General features: G+C 68.6%; 21 protein-coding genes. 6 read left to right on the forward strand and 15 right to left on the reverse strand.

All coding sequences use genetic code 11. The features are described 5' to 3' along the window. Positions 1 to 49 precede the first annotated feature (49 nt). From ACIBP6_RS05490 to cas7g, 4 genes are read right to left on the reverse strand one after another with little or no spacing between them, the layout of a single operon-like run. Complete coding sequence (locus ACIBP6_RS05490; protein ID WP_397049027.1) at positions 50 to 1,027, reverse strand: type I-G CRISPR-associated protein, Cas3-extension family; 978 nt, start codon at positions 1,025 to 1,027, stop codon at positions 50 to 52. Further along, positions 1,024 to 3,894 carry a type I-G CRISPR-associated helicase/endonuclease Cas3g gene (gene cas3g / locus ACIBP6_RS05495; protein WP_397049029.1) on the reverse strand — a complete coding sequence of 957 codons (2,871 nt, stop codon included), beginning with the start codon at positions 3,892 to 3,894 and terminating at the stop codon, positions 1,024 to 1,026. Before cas3g ends, ACIBP6_RS05490 begins: the two co-directional genes overlap by 4 nt. Next, entirely contained in the window at positions 3,891 to 5,276 is a 1,386-nt protein-coding gene (csb2, locus tag ACIBP6_RS05500; protein WP_397049031.1) for a type I-G CRISPR-associated protein Csb2, read from the reverse strand. Before csb2 ends, cas3g begins: the two co-directional genes overlap by 4 nt. Before the next feature lie 5 nt (positions 5,277 to 5,281). Continuing rightward, complete coding sequence (cas7g, locus tag ACIBP6_RS05505; protein WP_397049033.1) at positions 5,282 to 6,535, reverse strand: type I-G CRISPR-associated RAMP protein Csb1/Cas7g; 1,254 nt, start codon at positions 6,533 to 6,535, stop codon at positions 5,282 to 5,284. A 966-nt stretch (positions 6,536 to 7,501) separates the two neighbouring features. On the opposite strand from cas7g, the gene ACIBP6_RS05510 reads away from it, so the two are divergent. Beyond that, entirely contained in the window at positions 7,502 to 7,714 is a 213-nt protein-coding gene (locus ACIBP6_RS05510; protein ID WP_397049035.1) for a hypothetical protein, read from the forward strand. Positions 7,715 to 7,825: 111 nt separating this feature from the next. On the opposite strand, the gene ACIBP6_RS05515 is transcribed toward ACIBP6_RS05510, so the two are convergent. Then, on the reverse strand, positions 7,826 to 8,077 hold the full coding sequence (locus ACIBP6_RS05515; RefSeq protein WP_397049037.1) for a GntR family transcriptional regulator: 252 nt from the start codon (positions 8,075 to 8,077) through the stop codon (positions 7,826 to 7,828). Positions 8,078 to 8,171: 94 nt separating this feature from the next. Between ACIBP6_RS05515 and ACIBP6_RS05520 the strand changes: the two genes are divergently transcribed. Further along, positions 8,172 to 8,489, forward strand: a complete 318-nt coding sequence (locus ACIBP6_RS05520; protein WP_397049039.1) for a hypothetical protein — start codon at positions 8,172 to 8,174, stop codon at positions 8,487 to 8,489. A 212-nt stretch (positions 8,490 to 8,701) separates the two neighbouring features. After that, positions 8,702 to 9,223 carry a hypothetical protein gene (locus tag ACIBP6_RS05525; RefSeq protein WP_397049041.1) on the forward strand — a complete coding sequence of 174 codons (522 nt, stop codon included), beginning with the start codon at positions 8,702 to 8,704 and terminating at the stop codon, positions 9,221 to 9,223. Between the two features lie 385 nt (positions 9,224 to 9,608). Here the strand turns inward: ACIBP6_RS05525 and ACIBP6_RS05530 are convergent, their stop codons facing one another. Both ACIBP6_RS05530 and ACIBP6_RS05535 read right to left on the reverse strand, forming a co-directional pair. Further along, complete coding sequence (locus ACIBP6_RS05530; protein ID WP_397049043.1) at positions 9,609 to 10,076, reverse strand: hypothetical protein; 468 nt, start codon at positions 10,074 to 10,076, stop codon at positions 9,609 to 9,611. 39 nt (positions 10,077 to 10,115) lie between these two features. Continuing rightward, positions 10,116 to 11,285 (reverse strand): winged helix-turn-helix domain-containing protein, encoded by a 1,170-nt coding sequence (locus ACIBP6_RS05535; RefSeq protein ID WP_397049045.1) that lies wholly within the window; start codon positions 11,283 to 11,285, stop codon positions 10,116 to 10,118. 872 nt (positions 11,286 to 12,157) lie between these two features. On the opposite strand from ACIBP6_RS05535, the gene ACIBP6_RS05540 reads away from it, so the two are divergent. Continuing rightward, complete coding sequence (locus tag ACIBP6_RS05540; RefSeq protein ID WP_397049047.1) at positions 12,158 to 12,379, forward strand: hypothetical protein; 222 nt, start codon at positions 12,158 to 12,160, stop codon at positions 12,377 to 12,379. A 62-nt stretch (positions 12,380 to 12,441) separates the two neighbouring features. Here ACIBP6_RS05540 and ACIBP6_RS05545 read toward each other — a convergent pair whose 3' ends face one another. Both ACIBP6_RS05545 and ACIBP6_RS05550 read right to left on the reverse strand, forming a co-directional pair. Further along, a complete protein-coding gene (locus ACIBP6_RS05545; RefSeq protein ID WP_397049049.1) occupies positions 12,442 to 13,902 on the reverse strand; it encodes a recombinase family protein in 1,461 nt (486 codons plus the stop codon). A gap of 12 nt (positions 13,903 to 13,914) precedes the next feature. After that, a complete protein-coding gene (locus tag ACIBP6_RS05550; protein WP_397049050.1) occupies positions 13,915 to 15,333 on the reverse strand; it encodes an ATP-binding cassette domain-containing protein in 1,419 nt (472 codons plus the stop codon). A 130-nt stretch (positions 15,334 to 15,463) separates the two neighbouring features. Here ACIBP6_RS05550 and ACIBP6_RS05555 point away from each other — a divergent pair, with 130 nt between their 5' ends. Next, positions 15,464 to 16,051, forward strand: a complete 588-nt coding sequence (locus ACIBP6_RS05555) for a TetR/AcrR family transcriptional regulator (RefSeq protein ID WP_397049052.1) — start codon at positions 15,464 to 15,466, stop codon at positions 16,049 to 16,051. Between the two features lie 272 nt (positions 16,052 to 16,323). Here ACIBP6_RS05555 and ACIBP6_RS05560 read toward each other — a convergent pair whose 3' ends face one another. The 6 genes from ACIBP6_RS05560 to ACIBP6_RS05585 are packed head-to-tail and all read right to left on the reverse strand — an operon-like array spanning position 16,324 to position 22,539. After that, positions 16,324 to 17,964 (reverse strand): serine/threonine-protein kinase, encoded by a 1,641-nt coding sequence (locus ACIBP6_RS05560; RefSeq protein WP_397049054.1) that lies wholly within the window; start codon positions 17,962 to 17,964, stop codon positions 16,324 to 16,326. Between the two features lie 47 nt (positions 17,965 to 18,011). Then, positions 18,012 to 18,665: an HAD family hydrolase gene (locus tag ACIBP6_RS05565; RefSeq protein ID WP_397049056.1), complete on the reverse strand. Its 654-nt coding sequence runs from the start codon at positions 18,663 to 18,665 to the stop codon at positions 18,012 to 18,014. Continuing rightward, positions 18,655 to 19,728, reverse strand: coding sequence for an ABC transporter ATP-binding protein (locus ACIBP6_RS05570; RefSeq protein WP_397049058.1), 1,074 nt, complete (start codon positions 19,726 to 19,728; stop codon positions 18,655 to 18,657). Before ACIBP6_RS05570 ends, ACIBP6_RS05565 begins: the two co-directional genes overlap by 11 nt. Further along, positions 19,725 to 20,579, reverse strand: a complete 855-nt coding sequence (locus ACIBP6_RS05575) for an ABC transporter permease (protein WP_397049060.1) — start codon at positions 20,577 to 20,579, stop codon at positions 19,725 to 19,727. The genes ACIBP6_RS05570 and ACIBP6_RS05575 overlap by 4 nt, the downstream gene beginning before the upstream one ends. Further along, on the reverse strand, positions 20,567 to 21,391 hold the full coding sequence (locus ACIBP6_RS05580; RefSeq protein ID WP_132615625.1) for an ABC transporter permease: 825 nt from the start codon (positions 21,389 to 21,391) through the stop codon (positions 20,567 to 20,569). The genes ACIBP6_RS05575 and ACIBP6_RS05580 overlap by 13 nt, the downstream gene beginning before the upstream one ends. Further along, positions 21,388 to 22,539, reverse strand: a complete 1,152-nt coding sequence (locus ACIBP6_RS05585) for an ABC transporter substrate-binding protein (protein WP_397049062.1) — start codon at positions 22,537 to 22,539, stop codon at positions 21,388 to 21,390. Before ACIBP6_RS05585 ends, ACIBP6_RS05580 begins: the two co-directional genes overlap by 4 nt. Before the next feature lie 96 nt (positions 22,540 to 22,635). Between ACIBP6_RS05585 and ACIBP6_RS05590 the strand changes: the two genes are divergently transcribed. Then, positions 22,636 to 23,397: a GntR family transcriptional regulator gene (locus ACIBP6_RS05590; RefSeq protein ID WP_397049064.1), complete on the forward strand. Its 762-nt coding sequence runs from the start codon at positions 22,636 to 22,638 to the stop codon at positions 23,395 to 23,397. Positions 23,398 to 23,475: the final 78 nt, after the last annotated feature.

The raw sequence follows: 23,475 nt of genomic DNA on the forward strand, positions 1-23,475 counted from the left end.
ACTGTGGAGTTGTCAAGGAGCGTTTGCGTTGAGTGAGCGGGACCACAGATCAGTCCAGCCCACTGGCAACGCGGACAGGAACGAGGACGCCGGCGCTCTTGCCCCCTTCGACTGCCTGACGTTCCGCTCCATAGATGCCGAAGACGCCCAAGGGGACAAGGCGCTCGCGTTCGACGGCGATGGCATGGCCCTGGCTCGTGGGGGCGGGCCGCAGGGATGGGTGGTCGAGTAGTGCTTGGACGGCGTGGATGTCGAGGGCGGGTTTCCACAAGGGCCAGATCATCACTGCGCGCCGGTTGTGGCGGTGCCATAGAGCGGCGGAGACGTTTCGGCCGTCACCAGTGACTCGGAGCAAGGGCAAGGCTTGGGTGGCCAGCCAGGTGGCGCCGGGAACCCCGGCGGGGATGGACTTTCCGGACGGGTGGTCAGCGGCGCTGCGGAGGACTCGATGGTCGAGGTACTCGCCGGTGAAACCGTCTACCCGGCGCCATCCAATCAAGGCTTCAGTGAGCCTGGACGGCTCCTGTCGCACTACCTCCAGGGATTTGCGGAAGAATGTCCAGACGGTTTGCTTGCCGGCCGGAGCCATATACGGCGTGAGCGCGGCACGTCCGGCGCGATCCACCGCCAGGTCTGTCACGAGGTACGACAGCCATTCAACGGCCCCGTCGCCGAGCGCCTCGACCCGGTCGTAGAGATGTTCGCCATAGGCGGGACGGGGCACGCGCATGGGATCGCTCTCGTCGGCCTTCTCCGCGCCACGCGCTCGACTCGCGGGAACCGGGCGGAGCGGAAACTTCGGTCCCACTCCGGGCAGGGCCGCATCCTCTTCGATGTCCGCGACGATGTCTGTCAACGCGCCTGCGATGCCATCCGTGTTCGTGAAGGCGCTGTGGATCTGGGCGCAGCCGGTGGTGTCGGAGAAGCTGAGCCGCGCGTCTTCTCGCAGGACCCGTAGCAGGCCCAGCGCCGCAAGGAACCCCAGTGGGTCACGGCCATCCAGGGCCGGTAGTTCAACGGTGTTCACGTCGTGCCCTCTTCTAAGCGCTCGGAGCACCAGATGTCGGCCAGGCGCACGATGGACTCCAGAAGGGCAAGCCCCCAGCGGCCGTAGCGCTGGTTGAGCGTGGCGAATCTGCGGGGAGCGTCCCAGTCGAGAGTTTCGCTGGTGTCGAGGGCGGCCGACAACTCGTAGATATGGACGGTTTCTGGAGCGGAATCGGTGATGGGCGGCAGTAGGGGGCGGCTACGGCCGTGGTGGGCCGCGACCAGATGGATCACGAGGTCGGGATCGACATCGTGGGATTCGGCCTCAAGGTGGAGGTGGGCGATGCGGGCGGACAGGGCCTCGTGCCGCATGCCGTCGGGGTAGCCCGAGATGAGCCTGGCGCGCCGGTAGGCGGCGCGGTCGGCGGGATCGAGCCCGGACTTGGCGAGCAGTTCCCGGCGGGTTCCGCCGCGTAGGACGCGAGGAGGACGGCCGTGCAACATCGCCTGGAAGCGAGGATCGCGTTTACCTTCGTCATGCCAGAGTGCCGCGGCCCGCACGCTGTTGACCAGCACCGGTCCCAGGCCAAGATTGACAGCGAATTCCTCAGCCCGGTTGGCGACAGCGCGCTCGTGGGTAAGCAGGGTCATCGTTTTGCCTGGAGCGGTCACCGACGAGCCCCAGGCGTCGGCGTCTCCGACCCAAGCCCCACCTTTGACGGTCAACAGCACTGCGCAAGCAGGCTCATTTGTGAACGTGACCGTGCAGCGGGTCAGAGCGTGCAAGTTGCGGGTCAGCGGTAGCGGATTCTCCAGATCTTCCGTGGATAGGAGGTCGATGATGCGCTGCACTTCCTTGCGGTAGACACTGACACCGGGTGGAGTGTCGTCGGCGAGATCGGCGCGGGTCCGTTCGATCAGGTCCCGCAGTGCTCGTCCGATCACGGGAGACTCGCGGCGGGCAGCGTCGATGATCGCCGGGCCAAGCCGCACGACAGGGCGTCCACCGCGATAGGCGAGATCGGCCACATCAAGCACAGGGGACGTGGATGTGGGATTCCAGCCGTACTCGTCACAGCCGCCCCATTCGCAGGGCACCACGATCAGATCGCCCGGCCTGATATCTCCAGAATCGACCAGCTCGGCGTTGTCCTTGCCTCGGCAGCGCACCACCTGGCGGCGGCGGGAAGACAGGTCCGGCGACGGGGTATCCACCTGCGGCATGCCTTCCACGTCAGCCACAGGCGCGGTGGTTTCCTCTCCAGCGAGCCAGCGACGTACCGCATGCACCGAGACCTCGATGCTCTCCTCTGTAGAGGGCGGCATCGCTATGATCGCCGACGGCCATGACTGCGGGTCTTTTTCCACCAGCCCGGATCGCCAGACCACCGCAACGTCGGGGCTTCCCCGGTCGATGCCGTGCAGGTAGGGGGCTACCGGCGGGTCGGGGTATGGGATAGGAGATGTCCGTACCCAGGCGTCCAGCACCTGGCCGAACAGTATGGGCATGTAGGGCAGCGGCTCGCGCATGTTCTGCCATACGGAGGGGTCCAAAGCGTCCAGAAGGGCGCGCAGGGACAGCGGCGAGACGTCGAGTCCTTCGCCCAACTCGTTGGACTCAAGCGGTGCGGTCAGCGTGCTGAGCCACTGCCAGGTAGCCTGACGTGCCGGACCGTACACCGGATCGTCCACCCCGGCGCTTTCGTCATGGACCACCACCGCATCCGCTCGGGTGAGCTTACCGAGCCGGTTGAGCCGTCCGAGCCGCTGGATCAATGCCGCCAGCGAAGCCGACTCAGTAACGAGATGATCGGCGTCGATGTTGGCGCCGACTTCGACCGTCTGCGTGGCGCACACGATCAATGGCCTCCCGGCCGTGCGGCTGCGGCCGACCTTCATCCGGGGGTAGCAGCGCCTGAGCAGGTACTCCCGGTCGATCGGCCGACTGCGGCCGATCAGCAGTTCTACATCGGCGTCGCCGCCTTGTAGAAGGGTGTGCACAGCGCGCGCTCGACCGACCGTGTTGCAGATGACCGCGATAACGCGTCCGGACTGGGCGCCGCCGGCCAGCGTCTGTGCCCATGCGGCCATCGTCGTGGCAATCACCGTGTCGGCGTTCTTCTTGGTCATCTCCGGCTGTATGAGGTGCAGACGTCGGGCAGCGGCCAGCCGTTCGCGGGCTGTCTGATCTTGTTCGTCGGTGTCGGCGCGATGCACCTTCTGTCCCTGGACCGCAGACGTGGTCGCCGACATGGTGATGACAGTGGGCTGTGGGCCTACCACAATCTGCGGGCGGTCTGTAGCGAACGCAGATCGGATCGTTTGGATCAGCGGCTCGGCCAGGTGCGCCTCATCGATCACGATCAGGCTGTCGGTACCGGTCAGCGCGGCATCGATGGGACGAAGATGCTGGCCGACCTGGTAGCCGCGAAAGAGCAGGCGACTGCCGATCTGATCGACGGTGCCGACCACCACCGCATACCGATCGGGGCGCTCCAGCCACCGCCACGACCAGGTGACGCCACCGCGCATCCGGGTGACCTGGAGCGCCGGTCCGTCGTCGTCTTTTTGACGAAGTGCCTGCGCGACAGAGGCGCTGATCGGCCCTCTCGGCTCGGTCAGAGCCTCGGCCAGCGCGGTGGCGTGCTCATACGCCTCATCGACGACTAGGCGGCGATCCACCACGAAGAACAACCGGCGGCGTGCGCACTCGACACCTGCCGCAGCCGCGAAGACGGCAATGTCGATCATCGTGGTCTTGCCCAGACCAGTCGGGACGTCCAGGACGTCCGGCCAACGCCCGTCGGTCAGCACGCGCTCGACCAGGCGCTGCTGCCAGGGGAAGGGCCTACGGCCATGGGTCTCCCACAGGAACGCGGAGAAGTCCGCCGCGGTCAACTCGCTCATCGGCTGCTCCTGTCCGGCACAAACAGCCCCAGCCCGAGATAGCGCATCGAGCCTGCCAGCACGGGACCGATGACCGGCTCGGGGAATGTCACTCGCGCATGCACCATCGGACGGACCGGCCGCCCTTGCGGGATCGTGTCCTTGCGCGGCCTGTGTACGGCTCCTCGTGTCATGGTCGCTGAGGAGATCTCGACCTCCTCCGGCTCGGGGTATCCAGCGGTGGTCAAACTCCGAAACACCAGGGAACGGGCGTCTTCCTTACGGGAGGGATAGCGGTCGAGCATCAGCGGTGCGGCACTCACCCAGCTGCGGCTGCCTCGGGGCGCCGCCATCCACCACTCGGGTGTCAGCCGCAGCGGAGACGTCAGATAAGGGTCGTGATCCACGGAGATCGCCTGGTCTCGGCGAAGCGTCAACCGACGGATCGGGTCATCGACAGTCCGTGCTAGTAGCCGATCGAGACTGTCAGGAGCCATCGTGCGAGGCACGGCAAGCGCTACGCCGAGCACATGGCCATCCGCGTTGTCGTGTCCGGCGTTGAGGAGGGCGAGGTAACCCAGGTGGGTCCGGTCATCGGCCCCGTGGCCTGACACCTCGGCTGGAATATCCCTGCCGATGCGCTGGATGACCGCCTGACGAAGCCTCGCGGTCAACGTCAGGAGCGAATCCCCGGCCGGCGGTACCGTGCGAGGTTCGAAGCGGAAGACGAGCAGGTCAGAGAAAGGCCCATTCGCAACCGCCGGCTCTACCGTGCGCCCGGCAACGGTGTAGGGAATGCTGCGGGCCACCGCCCATGCCCGCTGGCCGTCGGCGTAGGCATGTTGGAGCTGATCGGTGTAGCCCGAGTAGGGAATCCGCAGCTCAGCGAGGGCGCCTTCGCCAATGCGGGAAGGAACGTAGCGCGTCCATTCTGGCCCAGGCACGTCGATCTCGGCTTCCACACCGAGGATTGCTGTTGAGGTCGCACGACCGATGTATGGCACACGTCGGGCAAGCCTGCGCAGCCGAACCAGCATGTCTCCGTCGGGCACAGCGTGCGCCCACACCACCGCGAACACCGGAACCTGGGGAATGGCCGAGACGCGCGACCGTGACCCGTTGGTCCGCCCGGGCCAGGACTGGCTGCCGCTCTTCTGCTCGATCGTGTTGGTCACCACATAGTTTTCGACGGTCTCCTGGCTGGCTGCTTCGCATGCCCACACCTCTGGAACACCCGCCGCCTCCAGCCAACGCAGCACCGCCCAGTCCTCGTCATCCACCGCGGAGGCCACCAGCGCACAGAACAGCCGAGCAGGGTGCGGCGGCCATTCCACCTGTGACGGCCGCATCCCAGCCGCCTCATAGCGGCCCGCCCGCAGACGGACCGTGATCGCGATCGGCATCGGGGCTACTCCTCCGCTGCAGCCTGGGTCGTGGAGACCTCGATCGCCTTGGCCAACGACGGGGTCGGCGCCAACCGGATCGCGTCCGAGGCCATCGCCACCCCGGCTGCAGCCGCGCGGTCCCGCAGCTCGTGAAAGACCGCGATGGCCTCTCCTGCCGACAGGCTGAATTCCTCCCGGACGCCGCCATCCTGTTCGAACGCTACGACCTCGTCTGAGCGGATCAGATCGCATCCCGAGCGCAGCCACACCGACGGGCGACCGAACGCCAGGCGATCTCCCGCCAACGCCAAGGCGACCAGCGTGGCCCTAGCCAGGCGTGCGGCTTGTACCGGGGCGTCGCCGAAACGCAGACGCTCAATCGCCGCCAGCGAGATCCATCCCGACCTGCGTGCCGCCGTGATCGATACACCGCCATGCGCATCGCCGGGCGCGATATTGCCATGCCCGATCTCGCTTAGCCGCTGCCCCTGCTTCTTCTCCTTCTTGTCCCCGACCGCCATGTACTGCCAGTCGCCTTCGGCCTTGGCCTTGTCGTCGATCGCCCCACTGAGGTTGAACGGATCCACCCGGGTAGCCTTGCGCGCGCCTTCCTGTGGATCCAGACCCACGATCGAGGAGGAATAAATCCTGGCGAACTTCGGCCAGCGCCCCTTCCGGTGAGAGTCCCACGCTCCGAACAGCAAAGAGCCCGGATCCCGCTCATACAGAGGCCGCACATCCAGCGCACTGACCTCCCTCAGCCGCCGACCCACATCGCTGCGGTCGAAGCGCACCCCTTCCACCAGGCTGTCGCGCAGGTAGGCGTCGGCATAGCGGTGCGGAAACTCCAGCGAGGTCAGCCGCAGCGGCCCTCGACCGGTCTCGGTTACCAGCTCGAACAGCGGAAGCTCGATACGTCCCGCGTCCCGGGCGATCAACAGCGCTTCCTCTACGCGGTTAGCCTGCGAAGGCACCTGGTCTAACACCACGACCTTGCGCGCCTCGCCGTCCATCCACCGCGTCTCCAGGAGATACGGTCCCTGAGGAAATGACGGGGGCATGACCTTGTCCCCCGCCGCCGGTCGATATGCCGCCTCCACAGCGATCCCCGCATCCACGCGGTCCTCGCCGACAGCCTCCACGAGCCGCTTGATGATGTGCTCAGTCACGATCCCGACCTCCAGGGTGCGATCTTGGGTGATGCGCCGACGTAACAGCAGCTCGCACGCTTGCATCCATGCAATGCGCTCGGCGATGTCATCGGCCAGGGCGAGCATTGGAGAACCTATTCGCACCCACCGACATTTCCATCCGATGTCCGAAGACATCCAACGTCTCAGGTAGGCGAAATATCACTCCGAGTAGAAAATCAGCACCACCAAAGCCAAGAGCAGCAGCCCTGGCATAAGTTCGGCGGCCGTGGTCCTGACCCACCACATGAGGGCCAAGGTCTCAGCCCTGCCGCGTTGGTGGTGTGGGCAGTAGGCGCGGCTAAGCCCTCCGATTTTCCGCACGAGCCAGGTCGAATGGGCCCAGCTCGGCGAGGGCCCGGCCGCCATGTTGGAAAGGCCACTGTCGTCGCCGGCCTCCGACACATCTCCGCTCACGCCCCGGTATCCGAATGTCGACGCCTGCGACGTAGTTGGTGTGGTCGAGAGGAGCTGTCGGCCACGACGGCCGACGCTACGGCGCGGACTGGTCGGCCGGAGCTGCTCACGAAAATCCGGCGGCAGCACGGTCGACATGGAGCACTGGCAGTGTCCTCGTGTCTCTTCTCTCCTCCTCTGGTGGAGACGTCATCTGTTTGCGGACCCGATTTTTGACCAGGAGCGGAGCTGTACGTGCGCACCTCCTCCTGCAGATATTCACAGGAGATCCACAGGAGGCCTCGTGGCGGCGCCGATTTCCAACCGGACGCGTTGCCGCAGGTCGTTCCGAGTCTCGGTTTTCCAAGTCTCGGAGACCCGAGCGCGTCCCTACGGGAAAAAGACTGGAGAAATACTCACCCGGGCGGAGGGACATTTCCGCAGGTCAAAAATCCGAGGGCGTGTCTGGCGAGGATCCGCCGGCTGGTGGGCTCACGGCCGAGACCCGGCCCTGCCCCTTTCTCTACACGTGTCTGTCTGGCGTCCGGGCCTGCCTCGGCCCGATTTTCAGCCGGTCACAGGGCATCGCGGAAGGTCGGCCTGCTCCCCTAGCCTGAGCACCACACCACAGTTGGAACGTTACGAAGGGAACCCCCCGTGAGCTATCCGCCGCAGCAGCCCGGATATCCGCCACCGCCGCCACCGCGCAAGAGCGTGACCAAACATCGCGGTCTGGCGGGCAAGAGCCACATGTTCCACCTGATGATGACGATCTGCACCTGCACCATTTGGGGATGGTTCGTGTGGCTTCCGCTGTGGCTGTTCCGGCTCGTGGTTCGCCGGAAGGAAGTCACGAAGTACAAGTACTAACGACCGAGCTTGACGAAGCCTCTGCCTGAACACCCAGGCGGAGGCTTTCGCATGTCATGAGCTGGAGAGCGCCAAGAGGCTTCCCGCAGTCCGATTTTCCGACCGCCGCGATCATGACGTCGGCCAGGACTCCTCAGGCGCTACGAAAGTGCCACGGCCCTGCACGGTCACGGTCCAGCCCTCTTCGCTGAGCGCCCGCATCGCGCGCCGCACGGTGCCGCGTGCAACGCCGTGCTCCTGCTGAAGCTGGGCCTCGCTAGGAAGGACCTGGCGCGGCGCGAAATCCCCAGCCTTGATCCGCTCGCGGATGATCGCGGCGAGTTGCGCCCAGAGCGGCGTGGGGTCGAGCTGGTCAACGGTCACGTACAACACGTTAAGGACGTCCGCTTGGGTCCTTGCGGATGGTCCGGATTAGACAGGCTGTACAGGCTGTACGAGTAGGACGTACAGTCTGCGCATGGCCGATCACCGCCGTGGTGTCGAAGAGCTTGAAGCCCAGTACGGCCGCACGTGGGTCATCAGGACTGACCTGGCAATCGGCGTTGCCGCCTGGCGACGCGTGAACCTACCGGCAAACCGCCTCGGGCGGACCGGAGTCAACGTCCTGGCCGCGGGCGACCTCGACGAGCTGGGCGACAAGCTGGCCGAGCAGGAGAGCGCCGCCTTGGAAGGCCGTGTACTCCCACCGGGACACCTGGCCCTCGTTGCTGCAGCTCACAACCCACCGCCGACGAGGGCCAGGCCAAGGATCCTCGGTACGTCACTACCGGGGTAGGTGCTGGTCCCCGCCTCTGCCTCGGAGGGCCGATTTCCCAGGGCGGGGACCACACCGCACACAGGGGGCTGTACGTCATCCGATTCACGTACGGGTGACGTACGCGATGCCGCCGGCTTCCCGGCCGGGCCCGACGCCGAGGGTTGCGGGGTCTGAGGAGCATCCGTGTCATTTCCCTCTGTGGCGTTGGTGCTGGTCTTTACAGTTGCCCCATGGCATCTGATGACCTGGCCGGGACGAACCGGAAACTGATGTGGGTTGAGTATCCGGCAAGGACGCATCTCTCGGAGTCGAGCACTCCCGGGGGGAGCAGCGCCCTCGTACGGGATGATGACAACGCGCTCGTCACACAGGCCGTGCTCTTCCCGGCTGACTACGTGATCAAGGCGGTTGCAGCCGTAGGCGTCGCGGTAGGCGTCGCGATGGGCATCGTTGCCGTGAAAGGCACGCCGCACGTCAAGAACAGGTTCAACGACCTCAAATCGAAGCTGAACCGCAAGTCGGCGGACACCATCGAGGCGCCCGCTCAAGAGGCCAGGCCGGAACAGTCCGACGACGTCGTCATTCCTCACCCCACGTTGCCGACGAGGGAGCCGCGTGCCGTGGCGGCCGAGGAGATCGGGGGAGCGGACGGCGGGCGGGCCGACGTCGGCCGGACGCGGCCACTGTGCACGAGCGCCGGGGCACGTCTGCGCCCAAGGCCTGACAAACCGGGGGGCGGGGTCTTGGCCTAGTTGGTTGGTCGACGGCGGGGAGCTGCTGGCGCTCGGCCGGGAGCTGACGGCATGAGGTCGACGGCCACGGTGGGCAGCAGGCAGCACATGACGTCATGGTGTCGCTGTAGGGGGGTGGAGGATCCGCCCCAGGCCCTCGCCGATTTTCGCCGGCTCATGGTTCAGAAAATCCGGCCACCATTTTTGACCTGGGGAAACGGTGCTCAGGGGGCAAATGCGGTGCTGGTCGAGGTCACCGGCGCCAGAAAATCCGAGCCCGTGACGGCGCTGGGACCGCCCAGACGACACAGGGAGCTGGGCAAGGCCTCGCGGTACGGGGTCCGATGGGGAGGTCGAGAGCATCGGGGACCCGTCGCTCGCCCGATTTCCGCCTCACCCCACCCGATTATTTCGGGGATTGCGGGTCGGCCACCCGCCCGAACCAGAACGACGCGTGATGCTTCGGGCTTGCGGGTCGTTCGGTGGGGCGGGGGGCGGTCGGCGGTCGCCTCGGCTCGTCGAGGTCCTCGGCCCACTCTTTGACCTGCTCGACGGTCGGCATTCGCAGGAGCCGATAGGCATACGACCCGGGCATGCGTCCCTTCCTGATCGTCAACCAGTCGTCGGCGGACAGGGCCCGCACGTGCTCCCCGATTTCTGCGGCGGTCCAGCCGGTGTGCCGCTCCAGTTGCGCCGTGGACACCTCTACCTCCGGGTGCCCCTCGCTGAGCCGGGCCAGCAGCAGCCAGAGGCAGATGGCGCCGGGAGGTACGACGGCGTCCACCATGCGCATGGGCACGATCAGGTAGTCGTCATCGGGGAACACGACCGCCGAGTACGGCGCGGCCGGGAAGGCTGGCATGTCGCGGGTCACTTCTGGCTCCTCTCGGCCGCGCCGTGTGGTCACGGCTCCTTAGCTGGCCATCCGGCTGAGGTACGTGGCGAGACGGTTCTCCGGACTGAACGGGTCATCGTCGGCCTCGGCCTCATCGCGGAGGCGATCCGCGCGCTTCAAGACCCTCTCCAACAGACGGTCCTTGATGCTGATGAAGTCGATCCAAATCGGAGTCGTGGCGACGTACTTACGGGCCTCATCGCCCAGCAGGTACTCCGGGGGGGTGTTGATATTCGAGGTGTACGTGTAGCAGCCGATCATCTCGCGGACTTCCTCAACGGTCAGACCATCGCTGAGCCAGTGGTTGATCGTCTTGGCCAGCGCAGGAAGGTTGAAGGCGTCCTCACGACTAAGCGCGTTGCCCCACTCCGGATCACGGTGCATCCTCCTGACCTCCTGGCGGAACTCCTTGGCCAGGTCCATCCCGGAGAGGCTCTGCGTGCCCTGGCGGTCCTCAACGGGTTCGACGACGGCCGCGTTCTGGGCGCTGGCGAGCTGAGCCGGTACGACCACCATGTTGCCGTAATCCACGCCGTTCACGACGAACCGCTCCTTGTTGAGGATGTACTCGTTCTGCTCCATCTGGCCGGGCCGGTGGCGCTCCAGGAGGCCGATTCCTTCAAGCTCGCGGAGCCACGTGTTGAGCTGCCGGAGGCTGATGTACGGGTCTGCGGCATCCGGCCTGGGCCGAGGGCTCTTGAAGTACGTCCTGAGCTTGCTCTGCGGGAGCCTGACGGACGGCCAGCTCTTGGCCGTCGCCTCCATCATGTAGAGCAGGTGGAACGCCTCGTCGGAGATGTCAGCGGTGATCACGCTCATCTCGATCAGGGACTTCGCCTTGTGGCTGATATTCGGCTTACCCCGGTAGGTGTCGCCCTCGAAGACCGGAGCAAGGAACTCGTACCGGTTGCCCTGCTTCGTCTTGGTGGTCTGGATGAAGCCGTCCCGCTTGAGCTGGCGAATGGTGCGCTCGACCGTGCTGGGCGACATGCGGAGCTTCTCGGCGATATCCGAGGTCTTGAAAATCGGCCAGCGGATTCCCTTGCCATAGGCGCTGTGGTCGCTCTTGCTGGCGAGAATGAGCGCGACGGTGCGGAACCCGGAGCTGGTCATGCGGTCGGAGAAAACGGTCGGCTCATGCGCTTCGCCGAAGACTCGTACAACCGTGCGAACTGATACGCTGTTCATAGATGAAGCCCAATCCTTCGTCTCCCGGCCCGGAGTGTTCGCACCACTCGCGGGCCTTTTTCATGGTCAAGATCCACGATAGCAGCGCATGCCATCCCGGAATGTATTCACACATTCCGGGAAACTCTGCAAAGCCAGTCCAATCAGCGCCGAGAGTTAGGGCGTTTAGCAGGTGTGCACAATCGCGAGTTGGGATATCTCAGGGAATTTTGGAGGTTGTGGCCGTGGGGATTTCGCCCCGCCACACGGGGGCCGCTGGCTGCTTGGGGTTGCCCAGAGACTCCGGGTGGAGAGCCAGGAGCCTGGTCGAGGAAGCCGCTGGTCGAGGCCGATCCCGTCAATGACTTCCGATGGATGCCGTCAATGACTTCCGATGGATCCCGTCAATGACTTCCAGCTATAAGCAGAGCACTTAAACAGGAGTGATTGAATCAGAGTACTTCGTACGCCACGCGCTTCGCGCTCGCGGAGGTCACACCGACACCGGAGGACCGAGGATGCGGGAGAGCTAGGAACCGGGGGGCAGGAAATAGGGGGATGGATATCCTCGGCCAATGACACGGCCTCCGGCCGATTTATCAGCGAGATACGCGGAATCCCCGGCCGCGTGCTCGACCTCCGACCGTATTGGGTCTTACGCGGCCCTGAGAGCCAGCCTCCGGCCCCATCAATGCCGCCCTGGGAATTACCCGTCGAGCGGCTGCAGGGCAGCCCTGCGACGCTCTAGCGGCTTCGGGGAGGTGCGGGGCTTCCAGGCCAATATCAGACGACCCCGTGGGCTGGCAAACAACATCCGAACTAGGCAGGCTGTGAATTTTCATACGCTCGCAGGGCTTGCGCATCCGAACTAGCCCCTCCCTAACCTCATGCCCGTGATCAACCGGGCAAATGCGGAAGCGGTGAATATCTCCCCCGTGCGTGCGATGAATGACCAGGCGCCTGTGAGCCAGTACAAGTACGCCGCCCTCGTGCGCGAAATCGTCGACAGCGCCCCGCCGCTCACGGCCGAGCAGAAGGCCCGAATCGCGGTCCTCATGCGCGGCGCGACTCCGGCCGCCGCCCATGAGCCGGCGAACACCAGCGACGCCGCCTGAGCCCCGAAGGGACCTGCGAGTGGAGGCCGACGGGGGCGCGAGCCCCCTTCCCCGCCTCCTGGTCACCGCTTCCAGTCGATCCTCACCGAGGCAGGGTCGAAGTAGCTGCCGTCAGGGCCCCGCCCGTACCGGGTGGGCAGGATGGTCACGGTCATCAACGCGTCGAGGATGGCACGCTTCCGACCGAGGTCCAGCCCCTTCCACGTGGCACGTGTGTCCTCCGTGCCGACGACCCCGGCGAAGACGCTCCCCTGACTCGCTGCGGTGATCCGGTTCTCAATCTCCTTGAGCTGGCTGCGGAGCCGCGTACTCCCCGTCATGAGCTGGCGGGCGTCGATCGCTCCGTCAGCGTGCAGCATGGCCAGTTCGTCAAGCCGGGCCCGCAGAGTGACGGCTTCGCCGTGCAGGGGAGCAACGTCCTCCCCTTGGTCTTGCAGGGGCAGCTCAACCGCGTCGGGCCGGGACAGCCGTTCGATGATCAATTCCTCTACGAACTCGTCCAGCGGCGCCGCCGTCCGCGTGACGTGCTTGCCCGGCCGCTGGGCTCCTGCGCGCGGTGGGCGGCACCGGTAGCACGGGTTCCGGAGCCCGCCAGAACGGGAGCAGATGACGGTATCCCCGCATCCCCCGCAGATGTAGATGCCGGACCCGAGCCACCGAGCCCGGTTGCCCGGCGACGTCCTGCGCGCGGGGTCGGCCAGCAGCGCCACGACGGCCCGCCAGGACTCTTCGGGGACGATTGCGGGCCATGAGGCCTTGCCCACCACCTCGCCCTTGTGGACGGCTAGACCGGCGTTCCTGGCGCGCTTGAGCATGTCCCTCAGCTCGGTCGTGCTCCACACCTTGCCGCGCGAGGTCCTGACACCCGCATCGTTGATCGAGCGGACGACGGACCGGAGGCTAGCTCCCGCGAGAAGGGCCTCCGTCGCCTTGACGATCTCGGCCGCCTCGGTCGGCTCCACCGTGACGCCGTCCTTCAGGAAGCCGAACGGGCGGATCCCGCCGCCGTACTCGCCGTTGGTCGCCATGCGCAGGCGGGCGTTCGAGACGCGGCGGGCAGTGTCCCGGGATGCCTTGTTGGCCACAGCCACCAGGACCCGCGCCATGGTGATTTCACCATCGTTCGCGAGGCTCAGCGACCCAGTAACCGACGTCACCGGCGGCCGTGGCCTCCGCATCTCAACCGTGTCAATCAGGTCTTCTAGGTCGCGGGGATCGCGGACAGCTCGGTCGAGGTCATAGGCGATCAGCCCGTCGGCCTCGCCGGTCGACAGCCACGTGATCGCGTCGCGCAGGCCGGGCCGGATCGTTCGCAGGCCGTAGGTTCCGTCCGGGAGCTGGATCTTGCGCCGCTTGTAGGCGGACACGTCGTTCTCCACCACGACCTTCCAGACGTTCCACCCGTGGGCCTCGGCCCACTGACGGCAGTGCTTTTCCTGGTCGTCGACTCCGGTCGTGTCCTCGTCGCGGGCATCGCTGATCCGGCACAAGATCACGGCCCTCTGGGGGGTGTACGCACTCATGATTTAATGGTGTCATAACCAAATCTTCGGCTTGCCCGCTCCGTTGGCGCCCCTGACCAGCAGCCGGTCACCGGCCCTGATCGTCAGCGCGGGCACGTGGAGCCGCTCGCCCACCCGGACGTCCCGCAACTGCGCGACCACCCGAGCACCCGCGCCTTCCGCCGCGTCCCGCCCTGGTACTGGGCCATGAAGTGACGCCACGCGGAGCGGTGCCCCGTCTTGCTGCGGTCGGGAGTCCTGTGCCGAGGGCCGGCGGTGTGGGGCCGCGTCGGGTTGCCGGGAGCCGGCCGGGTCGCTTGCGCCGGGCGGCGCCGTCGTCGGCTGCCGTGGTGCTGGATCCTTGTGGGGTGCCGGCCGAAGGGCCGGTGTGTCCTCAGCCGCCCCGGCTTGTCGCTGCGCCGGGTGCCGGCCGGCCGGTGAGGTCTCGGCCGGAGACGTGCCCGCGGTAGGGACGGTCGGGCGGGATGGGGCAGCCGGGAGTGGGGGGTCGAGGGCCGGGTTGAAGGTGCCGCGGAAGCGGAGAGGGGCCGGTGGGCGGGGGACCGGGGCGGCTTCGAGGCGGCGCAGGCGTTCGTGGGCGTTACGGACGCGGCTGGAGACCGAGCTCTGCACCCGCCCCGCGTTGCGGTCGTAGGCCAGCTTGTTGTTGTCGCGCATCACGCGCCCGACGGCCACCCGATGTGCGGTGGTGGACGCGTGCTCGCGCAGCCGCCGCACTTCCTCGCACCACTCCGCGTACGCCTGCTCCCACCGGGCCCTGGCCGCCGCCTTGGCCGCCAGGAATCCGGTGTAGCCGCCGCCGAAGCGGGTGAGCGAGCCGTGCTCGACCTCGACGACGGCCGTGGTGACCCGGTCGAGGAAGACGCGGTCGTGCGAGACCACGGCCACCGCGCCGCGGTGCTCGCGCAGGCGGTCTTCGAGCCAGGTCAGCGCGGACTCGTCGAGGTGGTTGGTCGGCTCGTCGAGCAGCAGCACGCGCGGCCCGGCGGCCAGCACGCAGGCCAGCCCGAGCCTGGCCAGCTCGCCGCCCGACAGGCTCGACAATCGCCGGTCGCGGGCCACCTGAGCCAGCCCCAGACCGTGGAACGCCTTGTCGACCCGGGCGTCGGCCTCGTAGCCGCCCTTCAGCTCGTACGCCGTCAGCAGCTCGCCGTATTCGTCCATGGCGTCGTCGGTCAGCGCCGACTCCAGCTCGCGCATCCTGCGCTCCATGGCGCGCAGGCCGGCCAGCGCCGCGTCGACGGCCTGCTGGACCGTGTGATCGGGCGGCAGGTCGAGCGTCTGCCCGAGGTAGCCGAGGTCGTCGGCCACCCGCACTTCGCCGTCGTCGGGCGGCTCGACCCCGGCCAGCAGCCGCAGCAGGGTGGACTTGCCCGAGCCGTTCTCGCCGACGATGCCGACGCGCTCGCCCGGCCTGACGGACAGGGACACGTCGATGAGGACGGCGCGGTCACCGTAGGTCTTGGAAACTCTCCGGAGGATGGTCAGGATGGAACTCCAATCGCAACTGATGTAGCTTTAGCCTGCCACACGTTCACACATAACGCAACTGGAGTTGTTTTTGGAGCCTCGCAAACGTCCCGGGGGGCGCAGCGCGCGCGTCCGCGACGCCGTACGCCAGGCCACGCTCGCCGAGCTGGCCGAGCACGGCTACACGGGCTTGACGGTGGAGAACGTGGCGGAGCGGTCAGGGGTGCACAAGACGACCGTCTACCGGAGGTGGGGTGGCGTCGAAGGGCTGATCTCCGACGCTCTGGAGCTGGCCGGGGAGGAGCCGTGGCCGATCCCCGACACCGGCTCGATCGAGGGCGACCTGCGAGGGATCGTCCGGCTCGTACGCAACGGCTTCGACGATCCCGAGCTGGGCCCGGTGTCGTCGGCGTTCGTGGCCGCCGCCATCCAGGATCCGGCCGCCGCCCGGGCGCTGCACGATTTCTTCGCGGCCCGGCACGAGCAGTCGGCCGAGGTGGTGCGGCGCGCGATCGAACGCGGCGAGCTGCCCGACGTCGTCGACCCGAGCGAGGTGATCAGGGTGGCGGTGGCGCCCGTCTACTACCGGCTCTTCGTCGCCCACGAGCCGGTGAGCGAACACGACGCCGACCGCGCCGTCGCCGCGGCCCTCGCCGCCGCCCGCGCCGGCGTCCTCTGATTCGGGGGTACGGCACGGTTCGCCCGCGGGGCTCGGGGAGGGGCGGGGCTCGCCCGGCGAGAGGTGCGGCCGGTCGGGGTCCTTGGGGGTCCGGGGAGGAGTCGGCGTCCTCGGGGGCGGCAGGGGAGCCCCGGTGGCGTCCTTCGAGGTGAGGCGCGGTCGACGTCGGTGAAGGGGGGAGGAGCCGGGTCGCATGAGGGCGTCCCGAGCGGCGGCTCTCGCCACTCCGAGGGGAAGGCCCGCTCCGGCGGCACGGTCTCACTCCCGAGAGGTCATGGTTCCAGGGTGCCGCGGAGCTCGAAGTCGTCGAACGTCGTCTTCAGCAGGGAGGCGCCGTCCTTGGTCGTGCGGGCGAAGATCCCGAGGTAGCCGTTCCCGATCCCGTTCGGGTCCTCCACCTGCTGCACCCGCTCGCCGTTCACCCACATCGTCAGCCGCATGGACGCCCCCACCCGCTCGCACGCCACCGTCAGCCGCACCCTGCCGGGCAGGGCGGCCACGTGGACGGGCTCCGCCAGCGTGGCGCCCGCGCCGGCGAAGACCCGCCGGATCCGGGCCTTGCCGGTCGTGTCGAGGCCGAACTCGTAGTACGACCCCTCCTTGGTGCTGTGGCAGTAGAGGCCGTACTCGCCGATGCCGCTGGCCTTCCTGACCTCGGTGGTGACGCTGATGACGACGGTCTCGGGCAGCATCGGCATGGGTGCGTCGGGCGCGCCGGGTGGACGGGGGTAGGCGGGCGACGGGGGCGACACGGGCGGCGTGGTGACGAGGAACGGCGCCGGCGCCTGCGCCCAGCGCTCCTCGTCGTCCTCCTCCACGTCGAGCCCGTAGGTGCCGTCGGTGCGGTAGCCGTAGCCGGCCGGCTCCTCGGGGTCGTAGATGCCGGCCCAGCCCCCGGAGGTCTGGGTGAAGTCCTCGGCGTACAGGACGCCCAGGTTGGGCGGCGCGTCCGCAGACAGCAGCGCCCAGGCGCCCGCGCCCGCGGCGAGCACGAGCGCGGCACCGGCCGCGAGGCTCGCGTACAGGGGGCGCCGGCGTGGGGCCGGCCGGGCGGAGTACGGCACGGTGCCGTCCTCCTGCCAGGTCACCTGCGCGGTGTGCGCGGCATGTTCCGGGGCCGCCGATCGCCCGACGAGGTCGTCGAGCAACTGCTGCGCGGTGGGCCGCAGGGCCGGGTCCTTCCGCAGCGCGGCACTGACCAGCTCTCGCAGCCCGGGCTCGACGGCCTCCAGGTCGGGCTCGGTGTTGAGCACCTGGTAGACGATCGCGGGCAGCGCCTCGCCGCCGAACGGCGCCCGCCCGCTGGCCGCGAACGCCACCAGACAGCCCCACGAGAACACGTCGCAGGCGGGGGAGACCGGATCGCCGCGCAGCACCTCGGGCGCCATGTAGCGGGGCGTGCCGACCAGCTCGCCGGTGCCGGTGACGCCGCCGAGCGTGTCGAGCGCCCGCGCGATGCCGAAGTCGATCACGCGCGGCCCGACCGGTGACAGCAGCACGTTGGACGGCTTCAGGTCCCGGTGCACGACGCCGGCCGCGTGGATGGCGGTCAGCGCGGTGGCCACGCTCACCGCCAGCGCGTCGAGGCTGGAGCCGCCCATCGGCCCCGACTCCTGGACGGCGTCCTCCAGGTTCGGCCCCGGCACGTACTCGGTCACCACGTACAGCTGGTCGCCGTCGAGCGCCGCCTCGATCACGGCGGCGGTGCAGAACCGGCGCACCCGCTGCGCCGCGTCCGCCTCCCTGCGAAAGCGCATGCGGAACTGCTCGTGCTGGCTGAGCTCCGCGTTGATCACCTTGACGGCGACGTGTTGCCCGGAGGGGTCCTCGGCGAGGTGGACCGTGCCCATCCCACCTCGTCCCAGCACGCTAAGCAGCTTGTAGCGCCCGATGTGGGAGGGTTCACTGCTCACGCCGCGTTAGCTTACCGACACGGAGCGTGCCAATGCGGAAATGCGCACTATGTACGTTCGTCGGCGCGCCGTTCCGAGCAGACCCGCTCCAGCGACGGCAGACCCTCGCGCGGCGAGACGACGACCACCCGGCAGCCCGCGGCCGTGGCCGCCGCGACCCCGGCCGGGCTGTCCTCCACGGCCACGCACCGCCCGGGCGCGGCGCCGAGCCGCCGGGCCGCCTCCAGGTACGGGTCCGGGTGCGGCTTGCCGCGCGCGGTGTCCTCGTTCGCGATGACCAGGTCGAACGCGTGCCCGAGCCGCGGCAGCACCAGCTCCACGATGCTCCGGGGCGAGGCGCTGACCAGGGCCGTCGGGATCGACGCGGCGGCTAGCCCGGCGAGCAGTTCCGGCGCGCCCCGCACCACCGGCAGCTCCCGCCGCAGCCGCTCGGCGAAGGCGTCGGTGAGCCGCGCGGTCAGCGCGCAGACCCCGTCAGGCGGGTCGTCGGGCAGGTCGTCGGGCAGGTCGTCGGGCAGCAGGTACGCCGCCACGTCCTCGATCGTGCGGCCGTGGACGTGCGGCGTGTCGGCGGGGGAGAGCGGACGCCCGAGGGACGTGGCGACGGCGTCGGCCGCCTGCCACCACAGGCCCTCGGTGTCCACGAGCGTGCCGTCCATGTCCAGCAGGACAGCGTCGGGGGCGGCCGGCTCAGACCGCATCGGCGGCCACGACGGGAGCGTGCGCGATCACCGTGCGGGCCGCCACGAGCACCGGCCGCTCGACCAGCCGCACGCCGACGCGGGTGCCCGCGCCGAGCCGGGCCGCCTCGTGGCCGGGCACGTCGGCGAGCACCTCGCCGCCGTCCACGGCGAGCCGCAGCCGTACGGACGCGCCGCGGAACGACGCCGCCACCACCTCGGCCCTGCCGCCGGGGTCGGGCACGACCTGCACGGCCTCCGGCCGGACGAGCACGTCCACGGACGGGTCGGCGGGCACGGGCCCGTCCACCGGAAGCAGCTGGCCGAGCACCGTGACGTGGTCGCCGGACAGCTGCCCGGCCAGGTGGTTCATGGTGCCGACGAACTCCGCCACGAACGGCGTCGCGGGCCGGTCGTACACCTCGGCTGGCGCGCCGACCTGCTCCAGCCGCCCGGCGCGCAGCACCGCCACGCGGTCGGCGACCGACAGGGCCTCCTCCTGGTCGTGGGTGACGAAGATGGTGGTGATGCCGAGGTCGAGCTGGAGGCGGCGGATCTCCTCGCGCAGGCTCACGCGGACCTTCGCGTCCAGCGCCGACAGCGGCTCGTCCAGCAGCAGCACGCTCGGCTCCAGGGCGAGCGCGCGGGCCAGGGCGACGCGCTGCTGCTGACCGCCGGACAGCTGGTGCGGGTAGCGGTCGGCGTGGGTGGGCAGGCCGACCAGTTCGAGCAGCTCGTCGGCCTTCTTGCGCCGGGCGTCGGCGGGCACCTTGCGCACGCGCAGGCCGAAGGCCACGTTGTCGCGGGCGTTCAGGTTGGGGAAGAGGGAGTAGGACTGGAAGACCATGCCCGCGTCCCGTTTGTTGGCCGGGACGTTCGTGACGTCCTTGCCGTCGACCAGCACGGCCCCCGAGTCGGGCCGCTCGAAGCCGGCCACGCAGCGCAGCGCCGTGGTCTTGCCGCAGCCCGACGGGCCCAGCAGCGCGACGAACTCCCCTGGCTCGATGACGAGGTCCAGGCCGTCGAGCGCGACGGTCTTGCCGAACGCCCGCCGCAACCCGCGGAACTCCACCGATGCGGTCATTTCCTCTTCTCCCTACCGAAGACGCTCGACACGGCGAGCAGCAGCAGCCAGATGAGCAGCAGGCTGAGGATCGACACCGCGACCGAGAGCTGCCCCTTGGAGCCCGAGACGGTCACGATCCACACCGCGAACGGCTCGTAGCCGAGCAGGCTGGCCACGGTGTACTCGCCCAGCACCAGGGCGAGCGTCAGGAACGACGCGCTGGCCAGGGCCGAGCGCAGGTTGGGCACGATCACCCGGAACAGCACGTACGGCCACGACGCCCCGAGGTTGCGGGCCGCCTCGACCAGCGTCCGCACGTCCATCGTTCGCAGCCCGGCGTCCAGCGACCGGTACACGAACGGCAGCACCAGCACGACGTACGCCAGCACCAGCACCAGGGGGAACGCCGGATTCTGCACCGCGATCAGCGTGCCCCAGAACGGCGTCGGCGCCAGCACGTCGACCCCGACGCGCAGCGACGTGCTCAGCCCGGCGACGAACGTGATCGGCGGCACCACCAGCGGCAGCGTGCACAGCACCTCCATCACCGGCCGCAGCCGCGGCGCGAAGAGCCGTACGGCCAGCATCGCGGGCAGCGCCAGCAGCAGGACGAGCACGATCGTGGCGGCGGCCAGGCCGAGCGAGAGCGCCAGCGACCGCGCGAAGCCCTCGGCCGTGATCAGCTCCCCGTACGCCGAGAACGACAGCCCCGAGGTCGGGGTGTAGACCGTGTACCAGAACGAGGCGCCCAGCGGCACCAGGAAGTACACCGCCGCGAGCACGAACACCACGACGCGCCACGGCCGAGGCCGGGCCGCCGGGTCGGCCGCGCGCGCGGGGACGCGCTCCAGGCCGGTCAGTGCAGCCATCGGGAGGTCCTCCTCTGCAGCGGCAGGTAGATCGCCATCACGATCCCGGCCACCACGACCATGTCGAGGCTGAGCGCGAGCGCGATGTTCTCGTAGCCGATCAGCACGTCGCCGGTCAGCGCGCTGGCGATCTTCAGGGTGACGAGCGGGACGACGGTGCCGACCATGGCGTTCGCGGTGGCGTACGCGGAGAAGGCTCCGCCGAACAGCAGCACCACCCCGCCGAGCATCGCCGGGGTGAGCACCGGCAGCGCGACGAAGCGCCAGTAGTGCCAGGCCGTGGCGCCGTTGTTGGCCGCCGCCTCCCGCCACTGGGGCCGCAGCCCGTCGAGCGCCGGCGCCATGGCCAGCACCATCAGCGGGACCGAGAAGTACAGGTAGACGATGACCAACCCCCAGAAGGTGTACAGGGAGCCGGAAGGCAGCCCGATCAGCCCGCTGACCACGCCGGAGTTGCCGAGCGTGGCGATCCAGAAGAACGCCAGCGGCACCCCGCCGAAGTTGGCCAGCACCCCCGAGGCGGTCAGCACGGCCTCCCGCAGCAGCGCGAAGCGGGAGGTCACGATGGCGTAGGCGAGGAACGTGCCGAGCACGGCGCCGAGCAGCGCCACCACGGCCGACAGTCGCACGCTGCCGATCATGGCGGTGAGGTAGCCGCCCTGCAGGCTCTGCGACACGTTGGTCAGGCTCGGCCGCCCCTGCACGGTGAACGCCCCCACGACGAGCGCGACGGCGGGCACGCCGAACACGAGCGCGAAGAACGCCAGCAGCGGCAGCGCGCCGAGCCAGCCCCTCGAACGGGACCGGTTCATCCGGAGATCGCGGCGTCCCAGCCGCCGGCGACCTTGGCCTTGGCCGCGTTGACCTGCTCGGTGGTCGGGAACTGCGGCGTGCCCTCGACCGGCGGCAGCGCGTCGGCCAGCGCCTGGTCCACGGTGCCGTCCTCGGTCATCGCGGGCAGCATGACAGGGCGGGCGAAGCCCTTGAGGTAGAGGTTCTGGCCCTCGGGGCTGTAGAGGAACTCCTGCCACAGGCGGGCGGCGGCCGGGTGAGGGGCGTCCTTGTTGATGGCCTGGGCGTACATCTCGAAGTACTTGCCGTCGCTCGGGATGTTGACCTGCCAGTCGATGCCCTTGGCGGTCATCTGGGGAGCGTAGGCGGCGTTGTTGTAGTCCCAGTCGATGCTGATCTGGGTCTCGCCCTTCTCGATGGTCGCGGGCGTGGTCTCGACCGGGTTGAAGTTGCCGGCGTCCTTGAGCTTCTTGAAGAAGTCGATGCCGGGCTGGATGTCGTCGAAGGAGCCGCCGTCGGCCAGCGCCGCGGCGAACACGCCGGCGAAGGCCGAGCCGGCCTTGGTCGGGTTGCCGTTCAGCGCGACCTTGCCCTTGTACTCGGGCTTGAGCAGGTCGGCGAAGCTCGTCGGGCAGGTGGCGATCTTCTTGGCGTCGCAACCGATGGAGACGTAGCCGCCGTAGTCGTTGATCCAGAGGCCGTTCGCCTCCTTCTGGCCCTCGGGGATCTTGTCCCACGCCTGCACCTTGTAGGAGGCGAACAGGCCCTCCGCGGCGCCGCTGAGCGCGAACGACTGGCCGAGGTCGAGCACGTCGGGGGCGCGGTCCTGGCCCTTGCGGGTCTTGACGGCGTTGATCTCGTCGGCGCTGGACGCGTCAGGCGTCTCGCTCTCGATCTTGATCCCGTACGTGGCCTGGAACTTCTCGATGATCTCGCCGTAGTTGGCCCAGTCGGGCGGCAGGGCGATGACGTGCAGCGTGCCTTCCTTCTTCGCCGCCTCGACCAGCTTGTCGAAGCCGCCGAAGTCGGCGGCGGACGTGGCGGTGGCCGCGTTCACCCCTCCTTGCGAGGCCTGGGTGGTCTGGGTGCTCGGGGCGGCGCCGCACGCCGCGGTGACGAGGGTGAGGGCGGCGACAACGCCGGCCGCGCGGGCGCGAGGTGTGAACACGACGCCTCCATTTTCCGGGGGATGTGGCAAGAATCTAGGGGAACTTGTACAAACAAGCGAGCCCTAGTAAGTCGTATAAATGTGGCTCTTCAGTGAATGGACAGGGGCGGAATGGTGGCGCGCTACGAACGGATCGCCGATGAGCTGCGCAGGGAGATCCTCTCCGGCGTCCATCCGGTCGGTTCCCAGCTCCCGAGCGAGGCGGAGCTCGCCGAGCGCTACGGCGCCGCCCGCGGCACCGTGCGTCAGGCGGTGGCCGTGCTGGCCGCCGAGGGGCTGGTCGGCTCCCGGCAGGGGGCGCGGCGGATCGTCCTCGGCAGAGTGCGCAGCCAGAGCTTCGCCGAGCTGCACAGCTTCGCCCAGTGGGCCCGCGCCAACGGCCACCGCTTCGGCGGCCAGGTGATCGAGCAGTGCCGCCGCCCGGCGAGCGGCGCGGAGTCGGTCAAGCTCGGGTGCGAGGAGGTGCTGGAGGTGCTGCGCCTGCGCTCGCTGGAGGGCGAGCCCGTCCTCGTGGAGCGCACCGTCTACGCCGAGTGGGTGGCGGCCGCCGTCGAGAAGCTCCCCGCCGACTGCGAGTCCGTCACCGAGGCGCTGTACGCCTCCATCGGCCTGGTGTTCGCCTACGGCGAGCACCTCATCGACGCGGTGGCCGCCGGGGCCGTGGACGCCCGGCTGCTGGGCGTGCGCCGCGGCAGCCCGCTGCTGCGTCAGCGCAGGACCACGACCACCCACGAGGGCCGCCCCGTCGAGACCTCGGACGACCGTTACCGGGCGGGCAGCGTCGCCTTCAGCATCCGCAACTCGATCGGCGCCAACCCCCTCGCGCGGCAGGCGGGCGACTTGCGTTTCGAGCGCTGAGAACATATGTTCGATACATAGCACCCGCCTTCCCCCGGGTGGTTCAGGAATAAGGACCAAAGCCGCGGGGAGAAGCGT

It is taken from the genome of Nonomuraea terrae, assembly GCF_044465245.1.
Classification (GTDB): domain Bacteria; phylum Actinomycetota; class Actinomycetes; order Streptosporangiales; family Streptosporangiaceae; genus Nonomuraea; species Nonomuraea terrae.

Coding starts and splice junctions, on each gene's coding strand:
- cas3g (WP_397049029.1), bottom strand. CDS start 3,894: ATGAGCGAGTTGACCGCGGCGGACTTCTCCGCGTTCCTGTGGGAGACC.
- csb2 (WP_397049031.1), bottom strand. CDS start 5,276: ATGCCGATCGCGATCACGGTCCGTCTGCGGGCGGGCCGCTATGAGGCG.
- cas7g (WP_397049033.1), bottom strand. CDS start 6,535: ATGCTCGCCCTGGCCGATGACATCGCCGAGCGCATTGCATGGATGCAA.
- ACIBP6_RS05520 (WP_397049039.1), top strand. CDS start 8,172: ATGGCCGATCACCGCCGTGGTGTCGAAGAGCTTGAAGCCCAGTACGGC.
- ACIBP6_RS05525 (WP_397049041.1), top strand. CDS start 8,702: ATGGCATCTGATGACCTGGCCGGGACGAACCGGAAACTGATGTGGGTT.
- ACIBP6_RS05535 (WP_397049045.1), bottom strand. CDS start 11,285: ATGAACAGCGTATCAGTTCGCACGGTTGTACGAGTCTTCGGCGAAGCG.
- ACIBP6_RS05545 (WP_397049049.1), bottom strand. CDS start 13,902: ATGAGTGCGTACACCCCCCAGAGGGCCGTGATCTTGTGCCGGATCAGC.
- ACIBP6_RS05565 (WP_397049056.1), bottom strand. CDS start 18,665: ATGCGGTCTGAGCCGGCCGCCCCCGACGCTGTCCTGCTGGACATGGAC.
- ACIBP6_RS05570 (WP_397049058.1), bottom strand. CDS start 19,728: ATGACCGCATCGGTGGAGTTCCGCGGGTTGCGGCGGGCGTTCGGCAAG.
- ACIBP6_RS05575 (WP_397049060.1), bottom strand. CDS start 20,579: ATGGCTGCACTGACCGGCCTGGAGCGCGTCCCCGCGCGCGCGGCCGAC.
- ACIBP6_RS05580 (WP_132615625.1), bottom strand. CDS start 21,391: ATGAACCGGTCCCGTTCGAGGGGCTGGCTCGGCGCGCTGCCGCTGCTG.
- ACIBP6_RS05590 (WP_397049064.1), top strand. CDS start 22,636: ATGGACAGGGGCGGAATGGTGGCGCGCTACGAACGGATCGCCGATGAG.